Source organism: Rhodovibrio sodomensis, from assembly GCF_016583645.1.
GTDB lineage: Bacteria > Pseudomonadota > Alphaproteobacteria > Kiloniellales > Rhodovibrionaceae > Rhodovibrio > Rhodovibrio sodomensis.
This window is the reverse complement of sequence record NZ_NRRL01000011.1, coordinates 12,857-29,160: the sequence shown is the minus strand read 5'-3', so window position 1 is coordinate 29,160 and position 16,304 is coordinate 12,857. Positions and strand designations below refer to the sequence as shown.

Annotated in this window: 13 protein-coding genes; 8 read left to right on the top strand and 5 right to left on the bottom strand. The window is 70.5% G+C overall.

Annotated elements, in window-relative coordinates:
• Positions 1-44 precede the first annotated feature (44 nt).
• The 4 genes from CKO28_RS06920 to CKO28_RS06905 all read left to right on the top strand — a co-directional run bounded on the left by CKO28_RS06920 (position 45) and on the right by CKO28_RS06905 (position 6,009).
• Positions 45-1,439 carry an OmpA family protein gene (locus CKO28_RS06920; protein WP_200339896.1) on the top strand — a complete coding sequence of 465 codons (1,395 nt, stop codon included), beginning with the start codon at positions 45-47 and terminating at the stop codon, positions 1,437-1,439.
• Between the two features lie 189 nt (positions 1,440-1,628).
• Positions 1,629-2,882, top strand: coding sequence for a flagellar motor protein MotA (locus CKO28_RS06915; RefSeq protein WP_242480390.1), 1,254 nt, complete (start codon positions 1,629-1,631; stop codon positions 2,880-2,882).
• A 3-nt stretch (positions 2,883-2,885) separates the two neighbouring features.
• Positions 2,886-4,316, top strand: a complete 1,431-nt coding sequence (locus CKO28_RS06910; protein WP_242480389.1) for a peptidoglycan -binding protein — start codon at positions 2,886-2,888, stop codon at positions 4,314-4,316.
• A gap of 118 nt (positions 4,317-4,434) precedes the next feature.
• Positions 4,435-6,009: a gamma-glutamyltransferase family protein gene (locus CKO28_RS06905; protein ID WP_200339895.1), complete on the top strand. Its 1,575-nt coding sequence runs from the start codon at positions 4,435-4,437 to the stop codon at positions 6,007-6,009.
• Positions 6,010-6,079: 70 nt separating this feature from the next.
• Here CKO28_RS06905 and CKO28_RS06900 read toward each other — a convergent pair whose 3' ends face one another.
• The 5 genes from CKO28_RS06900 to CKO28_RS06880 form a co-directional block, all read right to left on the bottom strand.
• Positions 6,080-6,898 (bottom strand): sulfite exporter TauE/SafE family protein, encoded by an 819-nt coding sequence (locus tag CKO28_RS06900; protein ID WP_200339894.1) that lies wholly within the window; start codon positions 6,896-6,898, stop codon positions 6,080-6,082.
• A gap of 24 nt (positions 6,899-6,922) precedes the next feature.
• The gene (locus CKO28_RS06895) at positions 6,923-8,248 is read right to left on the bottom strand and encodes a TRAP transporter large permease (RefSeq protein WP_200339893.1); all 1,326 of its coding nucleotides are present in this window, start codon (positions 8,246-8,248) and stop codon (positions 6,923-6,925) included.
• Between the two features lie 28 nt (positions 8,249-8,276).
• Positions 8,277-8,840, bottom strand: a complete 564-nt coding sequence (locus tag CKO28_RS06890) for a TRAP transporter small permease subunit (RefSeq protein WP_242480388.1) — start codon at positions 8,838-8,840, stop codon at positions 8,277-8,279.
• Between the two features lie 13 nt (positions 8,841-8,853).
• Positions 8,854-9,939: a TRAP transporter substrate-binding protein gene (locus tag CKO28_RS06885; RefSeq protein ID WP_200339892.1), complete on the bottom strand. Its 1,086-nt coding sequence runs from the start codon at positions 9,937-9,939 to the stop codon at positions 8,854-8,856.
• Positions 9,940-10,335: 396 nt separating this feature from the next.
• On the bottom strand, positions 10,336-11,235 hold the full coding sequence (locus tag CKO28_RS06880; protein WP_200339891.1) for an SDR family oxidoreductase: 900 nt from the start codon (positions 11,233-11,235) through the stop codon (positions 10,336-10,338).
• A gap of 141 nt (positions 11,236-11,376) precedes the next feature.
• On the opposite strand from CKO28_RS06880, the gene CKO28_RS06875 reads away from it, so the two are divergent.
• The 4 genes from CKO28_RS06875 to pyk all read left to right on the top strand — a co-directional run bounded on the left by CKO28_RS06875 (position 11,377) and on the right by pyk (position 16,273).
• Positions 11,377-12,243 (top strand): tetratricopeptide repeat protein, encoded by an 867-nt coding sequence (locus CKO28_RS06875; RefSeq protein ID WP_200339890.1) that lies wholly within the window; start codon positions 11,377-11,379, stop codon positions 12,241-12,243.
• A gap of 344 nt (positions 12,244-12,587) precedes the next feature.
• The gene (locus CKO28_RS06870; protein WP_200339889.1) at positions 12,588-13,349 is read left to right on the top strand and encodes a FadR/GntR family transcriptional regulator; all 762 of its coding nucleotides are present in this window, start codon (positions 12,588-12,590) and stop codon (positions 13,347-13,349) included.
• Positions 13,350-13,367: 18 nt separating this feature from the next.
• Positions 13,368-14,651 (top strand): glycerate kinase type-2 family protein, encoded by a 1,284-nt coding sequence (locus CKO28_RS06865; RefSeq protein ID WP_200339888.1) that lies wholly within the window; start codon positions 13,368-13,370, stop codon positions 14,649-14,651.
• Between the two features lie 203 nt (positions 14,652-14,854).
• Positions 14,855-16,273 (top strand): pyruvate kinase, encoded by a 1,419-nt coding sequence (pyk, locus tag CKO28_RS06860; protein ID WP_200339887.1) that lies wholly within the window; start codon positions 14,855-14,857, stop codon positions 16,271-16,273.
• Positions 16,274-16,304: the final 31 nt, after the last annotated feature.

Here is a 16,304-nt window from a genome sequence, read left to right as displayed (position 1 = left end):
GGGCGACGTAGGCTCGCACCGGCGATTCTGTGAGGGAATTCCGCATGCTCCTGGACTTCGCGCCGCGATCGACCCGTGCCCGCTGGCTCGGCGTCAGTACGCTCGTCTTCGCCATGGCGCTGATCGCGCCGTCGCCCGCGGGGGCGCAGTTCGACACCGTCTACATCGGCGGCGGCAGCAATTCGCAGGACGGCGGCCGCGGCGTCCAGGGCCGCGACAACGTGATCGTCAACATGGACGCGATCGACGGCGGCCGCGGCCGGGCCGGCGCTGGCACCGCCGACGGCGGCGGCATGCGCGGCGGTGGCAGCGACCGGTCCTCGGTGCAGTTCGGCGAGCCGTACCGCGGCCCGGCCGGCGCGATACTGCGCTTCCCGCCGCAGCGCCCGCCGGAGAGCCAGCTGGTGGTCGACCCGGACCAGATCCCGGACCGTCGCCAGGCCAACCGCGACACCCAGACGCCCGGTCAGACGACCGGCCAGCCGCCCGCCCGCAAGCCGGAGCGCCGGCAGCCACAGGCGCCGCGCACGGCCGCGACCGCCTCCCAGCCGGAGACACCGAGCCAGAGCCAGCAGCGCGACTCGCGCCAGGCGGTCGAGGTGCCGGAAGCGCCCAGCTTCGAGCAGGGCGGCGCGGGCGCGGACGTGGCGGCCCAGCCGTCCGAGCCGGCAACGACCGGGCGGCAGCCGGCCGAGAGCGCGGCCGGCGGCCAGAGCGCGCCGACCCGGTTGGTCGCCCGCCCAAGCCGCAAGCCGCAGCCGCCGCAGGGTATGCAAGCCGGCGGACAGCCGGACGCGCCCGCCATGCAGACGGCGGCTGCATCCGGTACCTCGGCCACGTCTTCGTCCGACAGATCGCCAGCGGGCGCACCGGCGAGCCCGCAGACGGCGGCCGGCGACGCCTCAGCCAGCCCGACCGCGCCGAGTGACACCGCGGGGTCCGGCGGCATGGCCGATGGCCAAGGCGACGGCTCGGCGAACCGGGGCGCGCCGGCGGAGCCCACGGCAACGCAGACCGCCGCGACGACCGCGTCCGAACCAGCCAGCGCCGACGATGACGGCGCCGCAACCGGGAGCGCGGACGACACGGGCGACACGCAGACCGCCGCCCTGCCGGCCGAGGCGCTGCCGGACCGGATGCGGCTGATGTTCGACGACGGCGCGGCGACGCTGAGCGACGACGCCAAGCGGCGGCTGGACCAGCTGGCGCAGACGCTGGAAGACAACCCGCGTCAGCGCGTGCAGCTGATGGCGTTCGCGCAAGGCACCGAGGATACGGCGAGCCAGGCGCGCCGGCTATCGCTGTCGCGGGCGCTTGCCGTGCGGACCTACCTGATCGACCAGGGCATCCGCTCCACCCGGATGGACGTCCGCGCGCTCGGCGCGACGGCCGATCAGGGGCCGCTCGACCGGGTCGACATCGTGCCCGCCAACCGGTGATCGGCCGGCCCGCGGGCCCGCGCGATCCGGCGCGGCTGGCGGTTACCCCGGCCGCGCGGCCGTGCTGAACCGCCGCCGGACGCGATCGCACGCGCCAGCCGGCGCCGCCCGTTCCGCCGCGACACCACGACCGCCCGCCATCGACGCCGCCGTCCGGCTGACCAGGGCCAAGGGAGCCAAGCGCCCACGATGAGCCAACCCCGCCGTTTCCTGATCCGGATGCTGATCTTCCTCGCGATCGTCGCGGGGGCCGCGGTGATGCTGCTGCCGCAGCTGCGTGCGGCGTTCATGGGCAACCCGCTGTTCAACGGCCTGATCCTGGGCGTGCTGCTGCTCGGCATCGTCTACATCTTCCGGCAAGTGCTGCTGCTGCGCCCGGAAGTCGAGTGGATCGAGCGGTTCCGCCAGGAGAGCGGCGGCCAGGGCCTGCCCAGCTCGATGCAGAACGAACGCCCGCCTCGGCTGCTGAGCCCGCTCGCCAACATGATGGGCGAGCAGCAGCAGCGGCGTGGCGGCCGGATGTCGCTGTCGACGCTGTCGATGCGTTCGGTTTTGGATGGCATTGGCAGCCGGATCAACGAAAGCCACGAGATCAGCCGCTACCTGATCGGCCTGCTGATCTTCCTGGGCCTGCTGGGTACCTTCTGGGGCCTGCTGGAGACGGTGAACTCGGTCGCCAGCGCGATCGGCGACCTGAGCGCCTCCGGCCAGAACCCAGCGGCGCTGTTCGGCCAGTTGAAGGGGGCGCTGCAGGAGCCGCTGCAGGGCATGGGCACGGCCTTCTCGTCCTCGCTGTTCGGGCTTGCCGGCTCGCTCGTGCTCGGCTTCCTGGAGCTGCAGGCGGGCCAGGCGCACAACCGGTTCATGAACGAACTGGAGGAGTGGCTGTCCTCGATCACCAAGCTGACCGGCGGCGGCATGGGCGAAGGCGCGGGCGCGGGCGAGAGCGTGCCGGCCTACATCCAGGCGCTGCTCGAGCAGACCGCCGACAGCCTGGACACGCTGCAGCGGACGATCTCGGGCGGCGAGGAAGACCGGGCCCAGATCAACCGCAACCTGATGCAGCTGACCGAGCGCCTGACCACCCTAACCGATCAGATGCGCACCGAGCAGTCGGTGCTGATGCGGGTGGCGGAGACGCAGTCGCAGCTGAAGCCGATCCTGGGCCGGATCGCCGATGCGGGCGAAAGCCAGCAGCAAGCCGGCGGCATGGACGACGCCACCAAGGACCACATCCGCAACCTGGACGTCCGGCTGGAGCGCCTGGTCAGTGACCAGCAGCAGGGCCGCGACCAGGTGGTGAAGGAAATCCGCAACGAGATCCGCCTGCTCGCCCGCACGATCGCCGCGATCGCGGAGGAGAGCGACCAGCCGCAGGGCGGGCCCCAGGGCGGTTACGGGTCGGGCGGCTACGGCTCCGGCGGCTACGGCAGCGAGCGCTAGACCATGTACCGGATGGACCGCGGGGGCGGCAGTCAGCGGTCGGTCAACATCTGGCCCGGCTTCGTCGACGGGCTGGCCAGCCTGTTGCTGGTCGTGGTGTTCGTCCTGATGGTCTTCGTGATCGCGCAGTTCTTCCTATCCGCCGCCCTGTCCGGCCGGGACGAGGCGCTGCAGCAGCTTCAGGAGCGGGTCGACGAGCTGTCCGAGCTGTTGAGCCTGGAGCGCGACGCCAACGCCGACTTGCGGCTCAACGTCGCCCAGCTGTCCAGCCAACTGCAGAGCTCGGTCTCCAAGCGCGAGGATCTGCAGCAGCAGCTCGCCAGCCTGTCGGACCGCAACGAGCAGCTGAAACAGCAGTTGCAACAGACCGAACAGCTGGCGAAGCAGCGCAAGCAGGAGCTTGAACAGGCCTACCAGACGATCGAGGCCGACAAGGACACGATCCAGGCCCAGTTGAACCAACTGGCCACGTTGCGCAGCCTGCGCGACGAGTTGCGCAACGAGGTGACCACGCTGGAAAACACCCTGGCCGCGCTCGAGGAAGCGGCGAAGAAGCGCCAGCAGAAGATCGAAAGCCTGCAGCAAAACCTGGAGCAGCAGCAGCTGACGGCCGAACAACGCCAGCAGCGCCTCGAGCAGCTGCTGGCCCGTCTCGCCGCCGAGCGCCGCAGCGCGCAAACCAAGCAGACCGAGATTTCCCAGTTGGAAGACCAGCTCGCCCAGCAGCGCAGCACCGCGCAGAAGCTGCAGAGTCAGTTGGCGCAGACCCAGGAGCAGTTGCAGCAGGCGCAAGCGCTGAGCCAGGACCAGCAGGCCCGGCTGGACATGCTGAACAGCCAGCTCGCTTCGCTGCGCCGGCAGGTCGCGCGCCTGAACGCGGCCTTGGAAGCCGAAGAGGCGCGGAACAAGCAAAAGGAAGTCCGGATCGCCAACCTGTCGGAGCGCCTGAACGAAGCGCTGGCGAACAAGGTGCAGGAACTGGCGCGCTACCGCTCCGAGTTCTTCGGCCGGCTGCGCGAAGTGCTCGGCGACAACGAGAACATCCGGGTGGTCGGCGACCGCTTCGTGTTCCAGTCGGAAGTCCTGTTCGACAGCGGCTCCGCCACCCTCGGCCAGGACGGGCGCCAGCAGATCCGCCAGCTGGCCGACACCCTGAAGGGCATCATCGCCGAGATCCCGGACAACATCGATTGGATCCTGCGGGTCGACGGCCACACCGACGACCGCCCGATCGAGACCAGTCGCTTCCCGTCCAACTGGGAACTGTCGACCGCGCGCGCTGTCGAGGTCGTGAAGTTCCTGATCGGCCAGGGCATCCCGCCCGACCGCCTCGCCGCCACCGGGTTCGGCGAGTACCAGCCGATCGCCGAGGGCGACAGCCCCGAGGCGCTGCGCAAGAACCGCCGGATCGAGTTCAAGCTGACCACCAAGTAGCCGGCCGGCGCCACCCGGTCGGGGCCACTCGCGCGCCATAGGCCCGGGCTCGATTCCGCGGTGCGAAAGTGCTCGAATACCTCACGCGCCGTTTCGAACCGACCGGAGATGCCAGCCGATGATCAACACCCCGTCCGCCACCCGTGGGATGGTCACCGCGCCGCACCATCTGGCCGCGCAGAGCGGTCTTGCCGTGCTGCGGGACGGCGGCGATGCGATCGAAGCCATGGTCGCCGCGGCTGCCACGATCGCCGTGGTCTACCCGCACATGAACGGCATCGGCGGCGACGGCTTCTGGATCGTCTCGCGGCCCGGGCAGGCGCCGGTGGCGATCGACGCCTGCGGCCCGGCCGCGGCGGCGGCGACGCCGGAGGCCTACGCGGATCGCTCCGCGATCCCATCGCGCGGGCCTGGGGCCGCGCTGACCGTGCCGGGGACGATCGGCGGCTGGCAGACCGCGCTCCAGCTGTCGGGCGGCCAGACGCCGCTCGCCCGGCTGCTGGCGGACGCCATCGGCTATGCTGGGCACGGCGTCCCGGTGACGGCCGGACAGGCGGAACTGGGCCGGGCGAAGCTGGCGGAACTGCGCGACGTTCCGGGCTTTGCGCCGGTGTTCCTGGCCGACAGCCGCGTGCCGGCACCGGGCGACAGATTCCGCCAGCCGGCGCTGGCCGAAACCCTGGCACGGCTGGCCGAGACCGGCCTGGACGACTTCTACCGCGGCCAGATCGCGCGCGCGCTCGCCGCGGATCTGGCCGCGGCCGGCAGCCCGCTCACGGCCGACGATCTGGCTGCCTACACCGCCCAGCAGCGGACACCGCTCAGCGTCCGGCTCGACGGGGCGCGCGCCTACAACATGCCGCCGCCAACCCAGGGACTGGCGCAGTTGATGATCCTCGGTCTGTTCGACCGGATTCAGCCGAAAGCGGCCGACGACTTCGCGTTCGTCCATCGCCTGGTGGAGGCGACCAAGCAGGCCTTCCTGGTGCGCAACGCCGAGGTGCGCGATCCGGCGGCGATGGCGCAGCCGGCGGACGCGTTCCTGGAATCCGGCTATCTGGACGCGCTGGCCGGGCGGATCGATCCCGCCCGCGCGCTCGCCTGGGAGCGGCCGGGCCAGGTCGGCGACACCATCTGGATGGGCGCGATCGACCAGGACGGCACGGCCGTCAGCTTCATCCAGTCGCTGTACTGGGAATTCGGCAGCGGCGTGGTCTCGCCCGAAACCGGGGTGCTGCTGCAAAACCGTGGCGCCAGCTTCTCGCTCGATCCGGCGAACAACAACCGCCTGGCCCCGGGCCGCAAACCGTTCCACACGCTGGTCCCCGGCTATGCCGAGTTCGATGACGGCCGCCGGCTGGTCTACGGCACCATGGGCGGCGAAGGGCAGCCGCAGACCATGGGCGCGGTATTCGCCCGCTACGCCCGCTGCGGCCAGGGGCTGCAGGAGGCGATCACGGCACCGCGCTGGCTGCTGGGCCGGACCTGGGGGGCGGAGAGCACGACGCTGAAGCTGGAAAGCCGGTTCGATCGCGCGCTGATCGACCAGCTACGCGCCGCCGGGCACGCGGTCGAGGTGCTGGAGCCGTTCAGCAACACCATGGGCCACGCCGGCGCGGTGGTGCGCCATCCCGACGGCTCGCTGGACGGCGCCAGCGACCCGCGCAGCGACGGCGGCGTCGCGGCCTGGTAGGGCGGAATCGCGGCAGGTTTATTCACTTTTCGCGATTCCACCCGCTCATAGAGAGGATAGCTCGCGTCGTTCACCCCAGGACGTCCCAGCCCATTCGCACCGCCGTGGCCAGCAGGAAGCCGGCGAACGCCAAGCGCACGCCGGTCGGCGGCAGACTGTGCGCCAGCCTGGCGCCCAGCGGCGCGCAGGCGACCGACAACGGCGTGATCAGCGCGAACCCGATCAGGTTGACGTAGCCGAGGCTGAGCGGCGGCAGGTCCGGTCGGCCCCAGCCCGACAGCGCGAACCCGATTGCCCCGGGCACCGCGATCAGGAACCCGATCGCCGAGGCGGTCGCGACCGCCCGGCGGATCGGCACGGCGAACGCGGTCAACAACGGCACGGACAGCGTGCCGCCGCCGATCCCCATGATCACCGAGAACCCACCGATCACCCCTCCCACGGCCCAGCGCGGCCAGCCACGCGGCAGTTCCGCGGCGACTGTCGTGTTGCCGGGCCGGAGCGCCATGTTGATGGCGACCAAGAGCGCGACGACCGCGAACACGGCCGTCAGCACCTCGCCGGTCACCCGCGTGCCCACCAGCACGCCCGCGCCGGCGCCCAGCAGCACGCCGCCCGCCAGCGTCTTCATGAGGTCGGTGTCGAGCGCGCCGCGCCGGTGGTGCGCCCGGGCGGAGGCGAGCGAGGTCGCCACGATGGTCATCAGCGAGGTGCCCACCGTCAGGTGCATGCGCACGTCGGCGTCGACGCCGAGCCAGGTCAGGCCCTGAAACAGCACCGGGACGATCACGATGCCGCCGCCCACCCCCAGCAGGCCGGCGAGCACGCCGGCCAGCGCCCCGGTGACCAGCAGGCAGCCGGCAAACGCGGCGAGAAAGCCGATGTCCATGCGTTAAGCGGTCCAGTTGGGCGGCTACCAGCCGATCGCCTCGGGCAGCCAGGTCGCCAGGCCGGGGAAGAAGAACAGACAGGCCAGCCCCAGGATCTGCAGGCCGATGAAGGGCAGCACGCCGCGGTAGATGTCGCCGGTGGTGACCCCCGGCGGCGCGACGCCCTTCAGGAAGAACAGCGCCCAGCCGAACGGCGGGGTCAGGAAGGAGGTTTGCAGGTTCATCGCCACCAACACCCCCAGCCAGACCATGTCAACGCCCGCGCTCTGGAAGATCGGCAGGAACAGCGGCAGCGCGATGTAGGTGATCTCGATCCATTCCAGGAAGAACCCGAGCACGAACAGCAGCAGCATCATGAACACCAGCTGCCCCTCGATGCCGCCGGGGATGGCGCCGAACAGCCCTTCGACCAGCCCCTCGCCGCCCAGGCCGCGGAACGCCAGGCCGAACGGCTGGGCACAAATCAGAATAAAGTAGACCATCGCCGAGGTGGTCAGCGAGGCGCGCACGACCTCGCGCATCACCGTCCAGTTGAGCCGGCCGGTCAGCAGCGCCAGCAGGAGGCTGCCGAACGCCCCCATCGAGGCCGCCTCGGTCGGCGCCGCGATGCCGGCGATGATCGAGCCCAGGACCGCGATCACCAGCGCCATCGGCGGCAGTACCACCTTGAACAGCTTGGCGGTCAATTGCGCGTTGCTGTACTGGCTACGCTCCTCCTTGGGGATTGGCGGCACGCTGTCGGGGCGCAGCAGGCCGACCACCAGGATGAACGCGCAGAAGATCACCGCGAGCGTCAGCCCCGGGATCATCGCGGCGGCGAACAGCGTGCCCACGCTTTCGCCCAGGATGTCGGCGAGCAGGATCAACACCAGGCTGGGCGGGATGATCTGGCCCAGCGTGCCGGAGGCGCAGATCGTCCCGCAGGCCATCCCCTTGTCGTAGCCGCGCCGGACCAGCGGGGCGAGTGCCAGCAGACCGGTGGTCACCACGGTTGCCCCGACGATGCCGGAGGACGCGCCCATCAGCACGCCGACCACCACGATCGCCAGGCCCATGCCGCCGCGCAGGCCGCCCATGGCGTGCCCGATCACGTCGAGCAACTCCTCCGCCATGCGCGACTTTTCCAGCATCACGCCCATGAACACGAACAGCGGCAGGGCCATCAGCGTATAGTTGGTCACCACGCCGTAGACGCGCGCAGGCACCAGCCCGAACAGCGTCGAACCAAAGCCGATGTAGCCGAAAACGAGGCCCGAGATGGCGATGTCGATGCCGACCGGCACGCCCAAAAGCAGGAGCCCGAAGAAGCCACCGATCATCAGCAGCGACAGGATTTCGCCGGTGACCATGAGTTACACGCCGTTGTTCGTGGAAGGTCTACCGGTGCCCGGCCGCGGTCGCGGCCTCGCGGTCGCGGCCAGCCAGGCGCAGCGCGCTCTCCAGCGCCATCTGCAGCCCCTGCAGGGCGAGCAGCAGAAAGCCGATCGGCAGGCAGCCCTTGATGATGAAGCGGTGCGGCAGGCCGCCCGGGTCGGGCGATCCCTCGCCGATCCAGTAGGCCTGCTCGACGTACGGGATCGACAGCTGGATCGCGACCAGCGCGAACAGCAGCGTCAGCAGGGCGGTCAGCAGATCGACCGCGGCCTGTAGGCGCGTGCCGAAGTGCTCGTAGAACACGTCGACCCGCACGTGCCCGCCCCGGCGGATGCCGTAAGCCAGGCCCAGCAGAGCGATGGGGACCAGCAGGTGCCACTCCAGCTCCTGCGCCGCCACGCTGGAGAAGCCCAGCAGATAGCGGCCCAGCACGTTACCCGCGACCAGCAGCACGAGCGCCAGCATCAGCCAGGCCGTGACCTGGCCGATGCGGTCGATCGCGCGGCCCAGCCCCCGCGCGGTCCGGGCGGCGAGCTGGGCGGCGGTATTGCCGGCCGCGGTCCCCATCAAGCCCCGCCGCTCAGCTGGAGATCAAGTTATGATACGGCTTCTCGCTGATCGCGGCCCACGAACGGTGCTTGTCGCGGAACGCCATGAAGGCGTCGTGCACCTTCCGGGTCTCCGGATCCTCGTTCGCCTTGGTCTCCAGCACGTCGGCCGTGATCTCCTTCAGCCGCAGCACGACCTCGTCCGGCAGCGTCTGGGCGATCGTGCCGTGGTTTTCCACCAGGTCGCGGAGCGCGTCGGCGTTGTTCGCCTCGCACCAGGCGTGGCTTTCCAAATTGCAGGCCATCGCCGCGGTGCGCACGATCGCCTTCAGGTCGTCCGGCAGCGCGTCCCAGGCCTGCTGGTTGATCAGCAGCTCGGTGACGTTGGACGGTTCGTGCCAGCCGGTCGTGTAGTAGTACTGGGCGGCGTTCTGCAGGCCGATCCGGCGGTCCTGATAGGGGCCGACGAACTCCGCGGCGTCGATCACGCCGCGCTCCACCGCCGGAAAGATCTCGCCGCCCGGCAGCAGCCGGACGTCGACGCCCAGCTCCCTGTAGACCTGGCCCGCCAGGCCCGGGATGCGCATCTTCAGGCCGTCGAAGTCGTCGACGGTCTCGATCGGCTCGCGGAACCAGCCGGTCATCTGCACGCCGGTGTTGCCCATCGGGAACGGGACCACGCCGAACGGCTGATAGATTTCGTGCCACAGTTCCAGGCCGCCGCCGTGGTACATCCAGGCGTTGACGCCCTGGAAGTTCAGACCGAACGGGACGGTGGTAAAGTACTGCGCGGCGAACTTCTTGCCCGCCCAGAAGTAGGCGTTGGCGGCGTTCGCCTCCACCGTGCCCTGCGAGACCGCGTCGAAGCCCTCCATCGCCGGAATCAGCTCGCCGGCGGCGTAGTGCTGGATCTTCAGCCGCCCGTCCGACATCGCGTCGACCTTGGCGCAGAAGTCCTCCGGGCTGCCGGGGCCCGTGACGTAGAACGGCGAATTCGGCGGATAGGCGTTGGTCATCCGCCAGGTGAAGCTGTCCTGCGCACGCACAACGGCCGGTGCCGCGACCGTGGCAGCGGCGCCGCCCGCGATCGAGCTCTTGAGAAAGTCCCGACGTTTCATCTGAGCAAGCCTCCCGGTGGGTGGTTTTGATACCCACCGGGCCCTCGCAAGCAGCGTGCCAGGCTCCTAAAGCTTTGATTTTGCGTTAACGCGCCTTGAAAACGCATTTGCGATGCCAAAAAACTGGGCACCCTGATCGTCACAGGGCGGCGCTGCCCGCCATTGAGGCAGGTGGCTTCCAAAAGAGGCCAGTCTTGCCGCGACAGGTCTACTGTCCGGATCGGGCTTCGATATGGTTCCACGCGCCGAGCGCTTGCGGATACCGGGTATTGACTGAGCCGCCGCACAGCGAATACTGGTAAAACCGCGCGCCCACGCCGCCTTTGGGGCGGCCTGCCAACGAGCCGCGAGAAGGGCACGATGCTGCAAGGTGGCCCCACCGTTCAGCATCTTGCTCTAGCCTGTGCCCTCGGCTTCGAGTACGGCGCGCAGGCCCTCGCGGTAGCTCGGGTGGTGGAACCGGACGCCCAACTCGTCGTGCACGCGGGTGTTGTCGACGCGCTTGTTGTCCTGCCAGAAGGTGATCGCCATCGCGCTCATCTCCGCTTCCGCCCAGGGAACCAGCGGCGGCGGCTCGACGCCCAGCAGGTCGCAGGCGTACTTGGTGACCTCGGCGGGCGCGGCGGGCTCGTCGTCGCTGACGTTGTAGATCGCCCCCGGGTTCGGACGGGCGATCGACGCCTCCAGCACCTGGCAGATGTCGTCGACGTGGATCCGGCCGAACTTCTGTTCGGGCAGGTCGATCCGTTTGGCCTTGCCCTCGCGGATCGCCCGGAACGGGCCCCGTCCGGGACCGTAGATCCCGGCCAGGCGGAAGGTGTGCAGGGGCACGCCGTGATCGTCGCGCAGCCGGCGCCACGCGCTCTCCGCCTTGACGCGGCGCGCGCTGCGGTCGCTCGTCGGCCGCAGCTCCGACGTCTCGTCGACCCAGCCGCCGTCGCGGTTGCCGTAGACCCCGGTGGTCGACAGGTAGCCGGCCCACTGTAGATGTCCGGCCAGCCGGGCAACATCGTCCGAATGGTGGTCCAGCGCCGCGTCGCCCGCGCCTTGCCCATCCGGCGGCACGGAGACCAGCAGATGCGTCGTCCCCGCCAGCGCGGCCGCCGGATCGGGCAGCGGCTGGTCGCGGTCGAACACCCGGGCGTCGATGCCGGCCTGGCGCAGCCGCTCCGCTTTGTCTTCCGTGCGCACCGTGCCGGCGACCTGCCAGCCGCGCGCAGCTAAACGGTGGGCCAGGTGGCTGGCGCTGTAGCCCAACCCGAAACAGAACAGGCGCGGCGCGGTCGTGTCGGCCATCGGTGACAGGCTCTCCGGCTCGGGCGGGAATCCGGCGCTTCGACGCCGTCGGCGGGGCGCCATCCTGGCCTCTTGAACCCGGCGGCGCCGCCGGCGACGTTAGGGCCCGCACCCAAGGCAGACAAGCAGCAGATCGACGCGATGGTCCGATACCGTCTAACCCCCCTGCCCGCCGTGCTGGCGCTGCTGCTGGCGGCGACCTCCGCGCCGGCCCAGACCTCCGCGCAGACCGAGGAGAACGGCTACACTTTTGGCCCCCCGGACGACGCGGTCCAGGCGCCCGACAGCGCGCCCCGCCAGGACCCAAGCGTCGAGGCCGCGGCACGCTACGCCGACTGCCTGGAGATGGCGCGCCGCGATCCCGACAAGGCAATCGAGCGCGCGCGCACGTGGCAGGACACCGGCGGCGGCGACCCGGCGCGGCACTGCGAGGCGATCGCCCACATGACCCGCGGCGACTACCACCGCGCCGGGCGGATGCTGGAGGACCTGGCGCGCACCATGCCCAAGGACATCGGCGAATCCCCACGGGTGAACGCCCTGTCGCAGGCAAGCCGGGCGTGGCTGTTGGGGAACCGGCCGGCGCGCGCGGCAGCGGCGGCGACCCAGGCCCTGGAGATGCAGCCGGACAACGTCGAACTGCTGCTCGATCGCGCCCACGCCCGCTTCCAGGCCGGACGCTACTGGGAGACCATCGACGACCTGAACCGCGCGATCGAACTCGCGCCCGACCGGGCCGATCTGTACGTCTACCGCGGCAGCGCCTACCGCTACGTCGACTCGCCCACGATGGCGCGCGAGAACCTCGAACGCGCGCTGGAGATCGATCCCGGCAACGTCGAGGCGCTGTTCGAACTGGGCGCGCTGGCCCGCATCCAAGGCGACAAGGAGAGCGCGCGCAAACGCTGGATGGCGGTGATCCGCCAGGCGCCCGACTCCGGCCTGGCGCAGACGGCGCGCGAGAACCTGCAGCAGATGGACGTGCAGGTCGACGGCGGTTCCGGCTGACCTCGACGGTCCCCTCACTCGCCCGCCTGGCGCTGATTCGCGCCGGGGAACGCGCAGCCCATCCGCACCCGCGGCCCCCAAACGCGATGTCCCGCCCAACGGCGCGGCCGATCGCGACGCCGCGGCGAACGGACGCCGCAGTCGTCGCGCCAGAGGTGCAATGCGGCTGCAAATCGGCTCAAAACGCGGCGATCTTAACGGGATTGTACCGCTTCGGGCGTGACGATCCGTTTGGCTGGTGCTACCAGTATTCCAAGGTTTGTATACAAGCGCATTGTGTCGTGGCTTCAAACTGGCGGGCCCGCGCACGCAATCGGCGCTGAGCGAGAGGATACCCAGACGGCATGAAACAGGATCCACGGTTCCGCGAAATCGAGCGCGAACGCGTCTCGGACCGCGTCGCACACGAAATCATGAAAATGATCGCAGCCGGGACGCTGGCCCCGGGCGAGCGCCTGCCCGGCGAACGCCAGCTCGCGGAGATGATGAACGTCTCCCGCGTCTCCGTGCGCGCGGCCCTGCAGGAGCTGAAGGCGCAGGGCTTCGTGTCCGCGGTTCAGGGCGGCGGCACGCGCATCACCACCGCGCCGTCGAACCCCGATTCAGGGCTGCTGCAGCTGGTCCGCGCCGACGCCAAGAACCTGCACGAGCTGGCCGAGATCCGCGCCAATATCGAGGTCTGGGCGGCCCGCCGCGCCGCCCGCGACGCGAGCGCCGAGCAGATCGCGCAGATCGCCGCGGCGCTCAAGGCGATGGAGGACCCGAGCCGCGGCGGCCACCACAAGGCGGAAGACGACTACGCCTTCCACATGGCGATCGCCAAGGCGACCGGCAGCGCCGTCTACATGCACCTGATGAGCACGCTTCAGGACATCCTGGAGAAGATGTTCGACTACCACCGCCACACCCTGATCGCCCGTCCGGAGGACGACCGCATGCTGCTCGGCCATCACCGCAAGATTTACGACGCGATCCGCGCCCGCGATCCGGAGGCGGCCGGCCAGGCGATGCAGACCCACCTGGACGCGGTCGTGCGCAGCTACGCCGCCGTCGGCACGCCGGCGAACCAGCCGGACGCGCCGCGGGCGGTCAGCTCGAGCGCCTGACGGCTGGGCGGGGCGGGCTTGCAACCGGACGATCCCACGGGCGTCCTGCGCCGGCTGTTCGACGCCGGCCTGGCCGCGGCCGATCCGGCGAAGGCGGTTCCGCCGCATCTGCCCGATCTGCCCGCCGGCGGGCGCACGGTCGTGGTCGGAGCCGGCAAGGCGGCCGCCTCGATGGCGCGCGCGCTGGAGCAGGCCTGGCCGGTCGACCGCCCGGCACCGGAAGGTCTGGTGGTCACCCGCTACGACCACGCCGTCCAGCTGGACCACATCGAATGCGTCGAAGCGGCCCATCCGGTGCCTGATGCCGCCGGGCGGGCGGCCGCACAACGGATCCTCGACCTCGCCAGCGGTCTGGGCGCGGACGATCTGCTGATCTGCCTGATCTCGGGCGGCGGCTCGGCCCTGCTCGCCCTGCCGGCGCAGGGCCTGGAGCTCGACGACAAGCAGACGGTCGCCAAGGCCCTGCTGAAGAGCGGCGCCGACATCGCGGAGATGAACTGCGTGCGCAAGCACCTGTCCGCGTTGAAGGGCGGTCGGCTCGCCGCCGCGGCCGCGCCGGCCCGGGTGGTGTCGCTGCTGATCTCCGATGTGCCGGGCGACGATCCGGCGACCATCGCCTCCGGCCCCACGGTCGCCGATCCGACCACATTCGCCGATGCGCGCGCGATCCTGGCGAAATACGGCATCGACCCGCCGGCGGCGGTCCGCCAACACCTGGAGACCGCGGCGGAGGAGACGCCGAAGCCGGGCGACACCCGGCTGGCCCGGGTGGAAAACCGCCTGATCGCCCGCCCACAGGCCTCGCTCGAAGCGATGGCCGAGGCCGCGCGGGAGGCCGGCGTGACGCCGGTGATCCTGGGCGATTCGATCGAGGGCGAGGCGCGCGAGGTCGCGCAGGTGATGGCCGGGATCGCCCAGCAGGTCGCCCGACACGACCAGCCGGCCGCCGCGCCCGCGGTGCTGCTGTCCGGGGGCGAGACGACCGTGACCGTGCGCGGCCAGGGCCGCGGCGGGCGCAACCTGGAATTCCTGCTGGCGCTCGCGGTCGCGCTGAACGGGGCGCCGGGCATCTGGGCGCTGGCCGGCGACAGCGACGGCATCGACGGCAGCGAGGACAATGCCGGCGCGCGGGTCACCCCGGACAGCCTGACCCGAGCCCGCGCGGCCGGGCTGGACCCGCTGGCGCTGCTGGCGGACAACGACGGCTACGGCTTCTTCCAGGCGCTGGACGATCTGGTGATCACCGGACCGACCCTCACCAACGTCAACGATCTGCGCGCGATCCTGATAACCGGCGCCTGATTGCCGACGCGTGATCACCGGCGTTGCGATGTCGCCGGCCGCACGCTATTGAGACGGCCTGCCGCGGCGGGAAAATGCCCGCCCCGCGGGTCCCAGTCGCGGCGCATCATTCACAAGATCGCAACCGTTTATCGGCCGGTTTGCCCTGGACCTGAGGCACGCAGTCCTTAAGGTGTCGCAGGCATTTGGAATAGTGGAGTGTCATGCGACGCAATAGAAACGCAAAGATCGTCGCCACGCTGGGTCCGGCCAGCCGGGACCGGGCGGTGCTGAACGACCTGTTCGAGGCGGGCGCGGACGTGTTCCGTCTGAACTTCTCCCACGGCAGTCACGACGACCACCGCCGGACCTACAACACCATCCGCGAGCTGGAAGGCGAGCACGGCCGGCCGATCGGCATTCTGCAGGACCTGCAGGGGCCGAAGCTGCGGGTCGGCCGGCTCAAGGACGGCGCCATCCACCTGACCCGCGGCGCGCGTTTTCGCCTCGACCTCGACGAGACCGAGGGCGACGGTACCCGCGCGCCGCTGCCGCACCCGGAAGTGTTCGAGGTGCTGGAACCCGAGACGCCGATCCTGCTGGACGACGGCAAGCTGCGCCTGATCGTCAAGGAGTGCGGCAAGGACTTCGCCGACTGCGAGGTCGAGACCGGCGGCCCGCTGTCCGACCGCAAGGGCGTCAACGTCCCCGGCGTGGTGATGCCGATCTCGCCCCTGACCAAGAAGGACCGCGAGGACCTGCGGTTCGGCCTGGAGCTGGGCGTCGACTGGGTCGCGCTATCGTTCGTGCAGCGCCCGGAAGACGTCGCCGAGGCGCGCAAGCTGATCGGCGGCAAGGCCGCGATCGTGGTCAAGGTGGAAAAGCCGGCGGCGCTGGAGTGCCTCGACCAGCTGGTCGAGCTTGCCGATGCGATCATGGTCGCGCGCGGCGACCTTGGCGTCGAGGTCCCGGCGGAGGAAGTGCCCGGCCACCAGAAGGACATCATCCGCGCCTGCCGCTTGGCCGGCAAGCCGGTGATCGTGGCGACCCAGATGCTGGACTCGATGGTGCAGTCGCCCGCGCCGACCCGCGCGGAAGCGTCCGACGTCGCCACGGCCGTCTACGACGGCGCGGATGCCGTGATGCTGTCGGCGGAGACGGCGGCCGGCCACTACCCGCGCGAATCGGTGCACTTCATGAACCGGATTATCGCGCGCACGGAGAAGGACACCTTCTACCGGCCGATCGTGGAAGCGCTGCATCCCCAGCCCGAACCGACCGCCCCGGACGCGATCTCGGCGGCGGCCGCGCAGGTCGCGGCCACCATCGGCGCGGCGGCGATCGTCAGCTACACCACCTCCGGCTCGACCGCCCTGCGCGCGGCCCGGGAGCGGCCATTGGTGCCGATCCTGGTGCTGACCGCCCGGCTCGACACCGCCCGCCGCCTGACCCTGCTGTGGGGCGCGCACACGGTGAACACCGCGGACGTGGGGAACTTCCAGGAGATGGTGGAGAAAGCCTGCACGATCGCGTTCGACGAGCAGTTCGCCCGCAAGGGCGAGAAACTGGTGGTCACCGCCGGCGTTCCGTTCGGCACCCCCGGCGCCACCAACGTGCTGCGCATCGCCTGGGTCGAGGGGTAAGGCGCGCCGCCGCGCCGGATCCGCGAGCCGA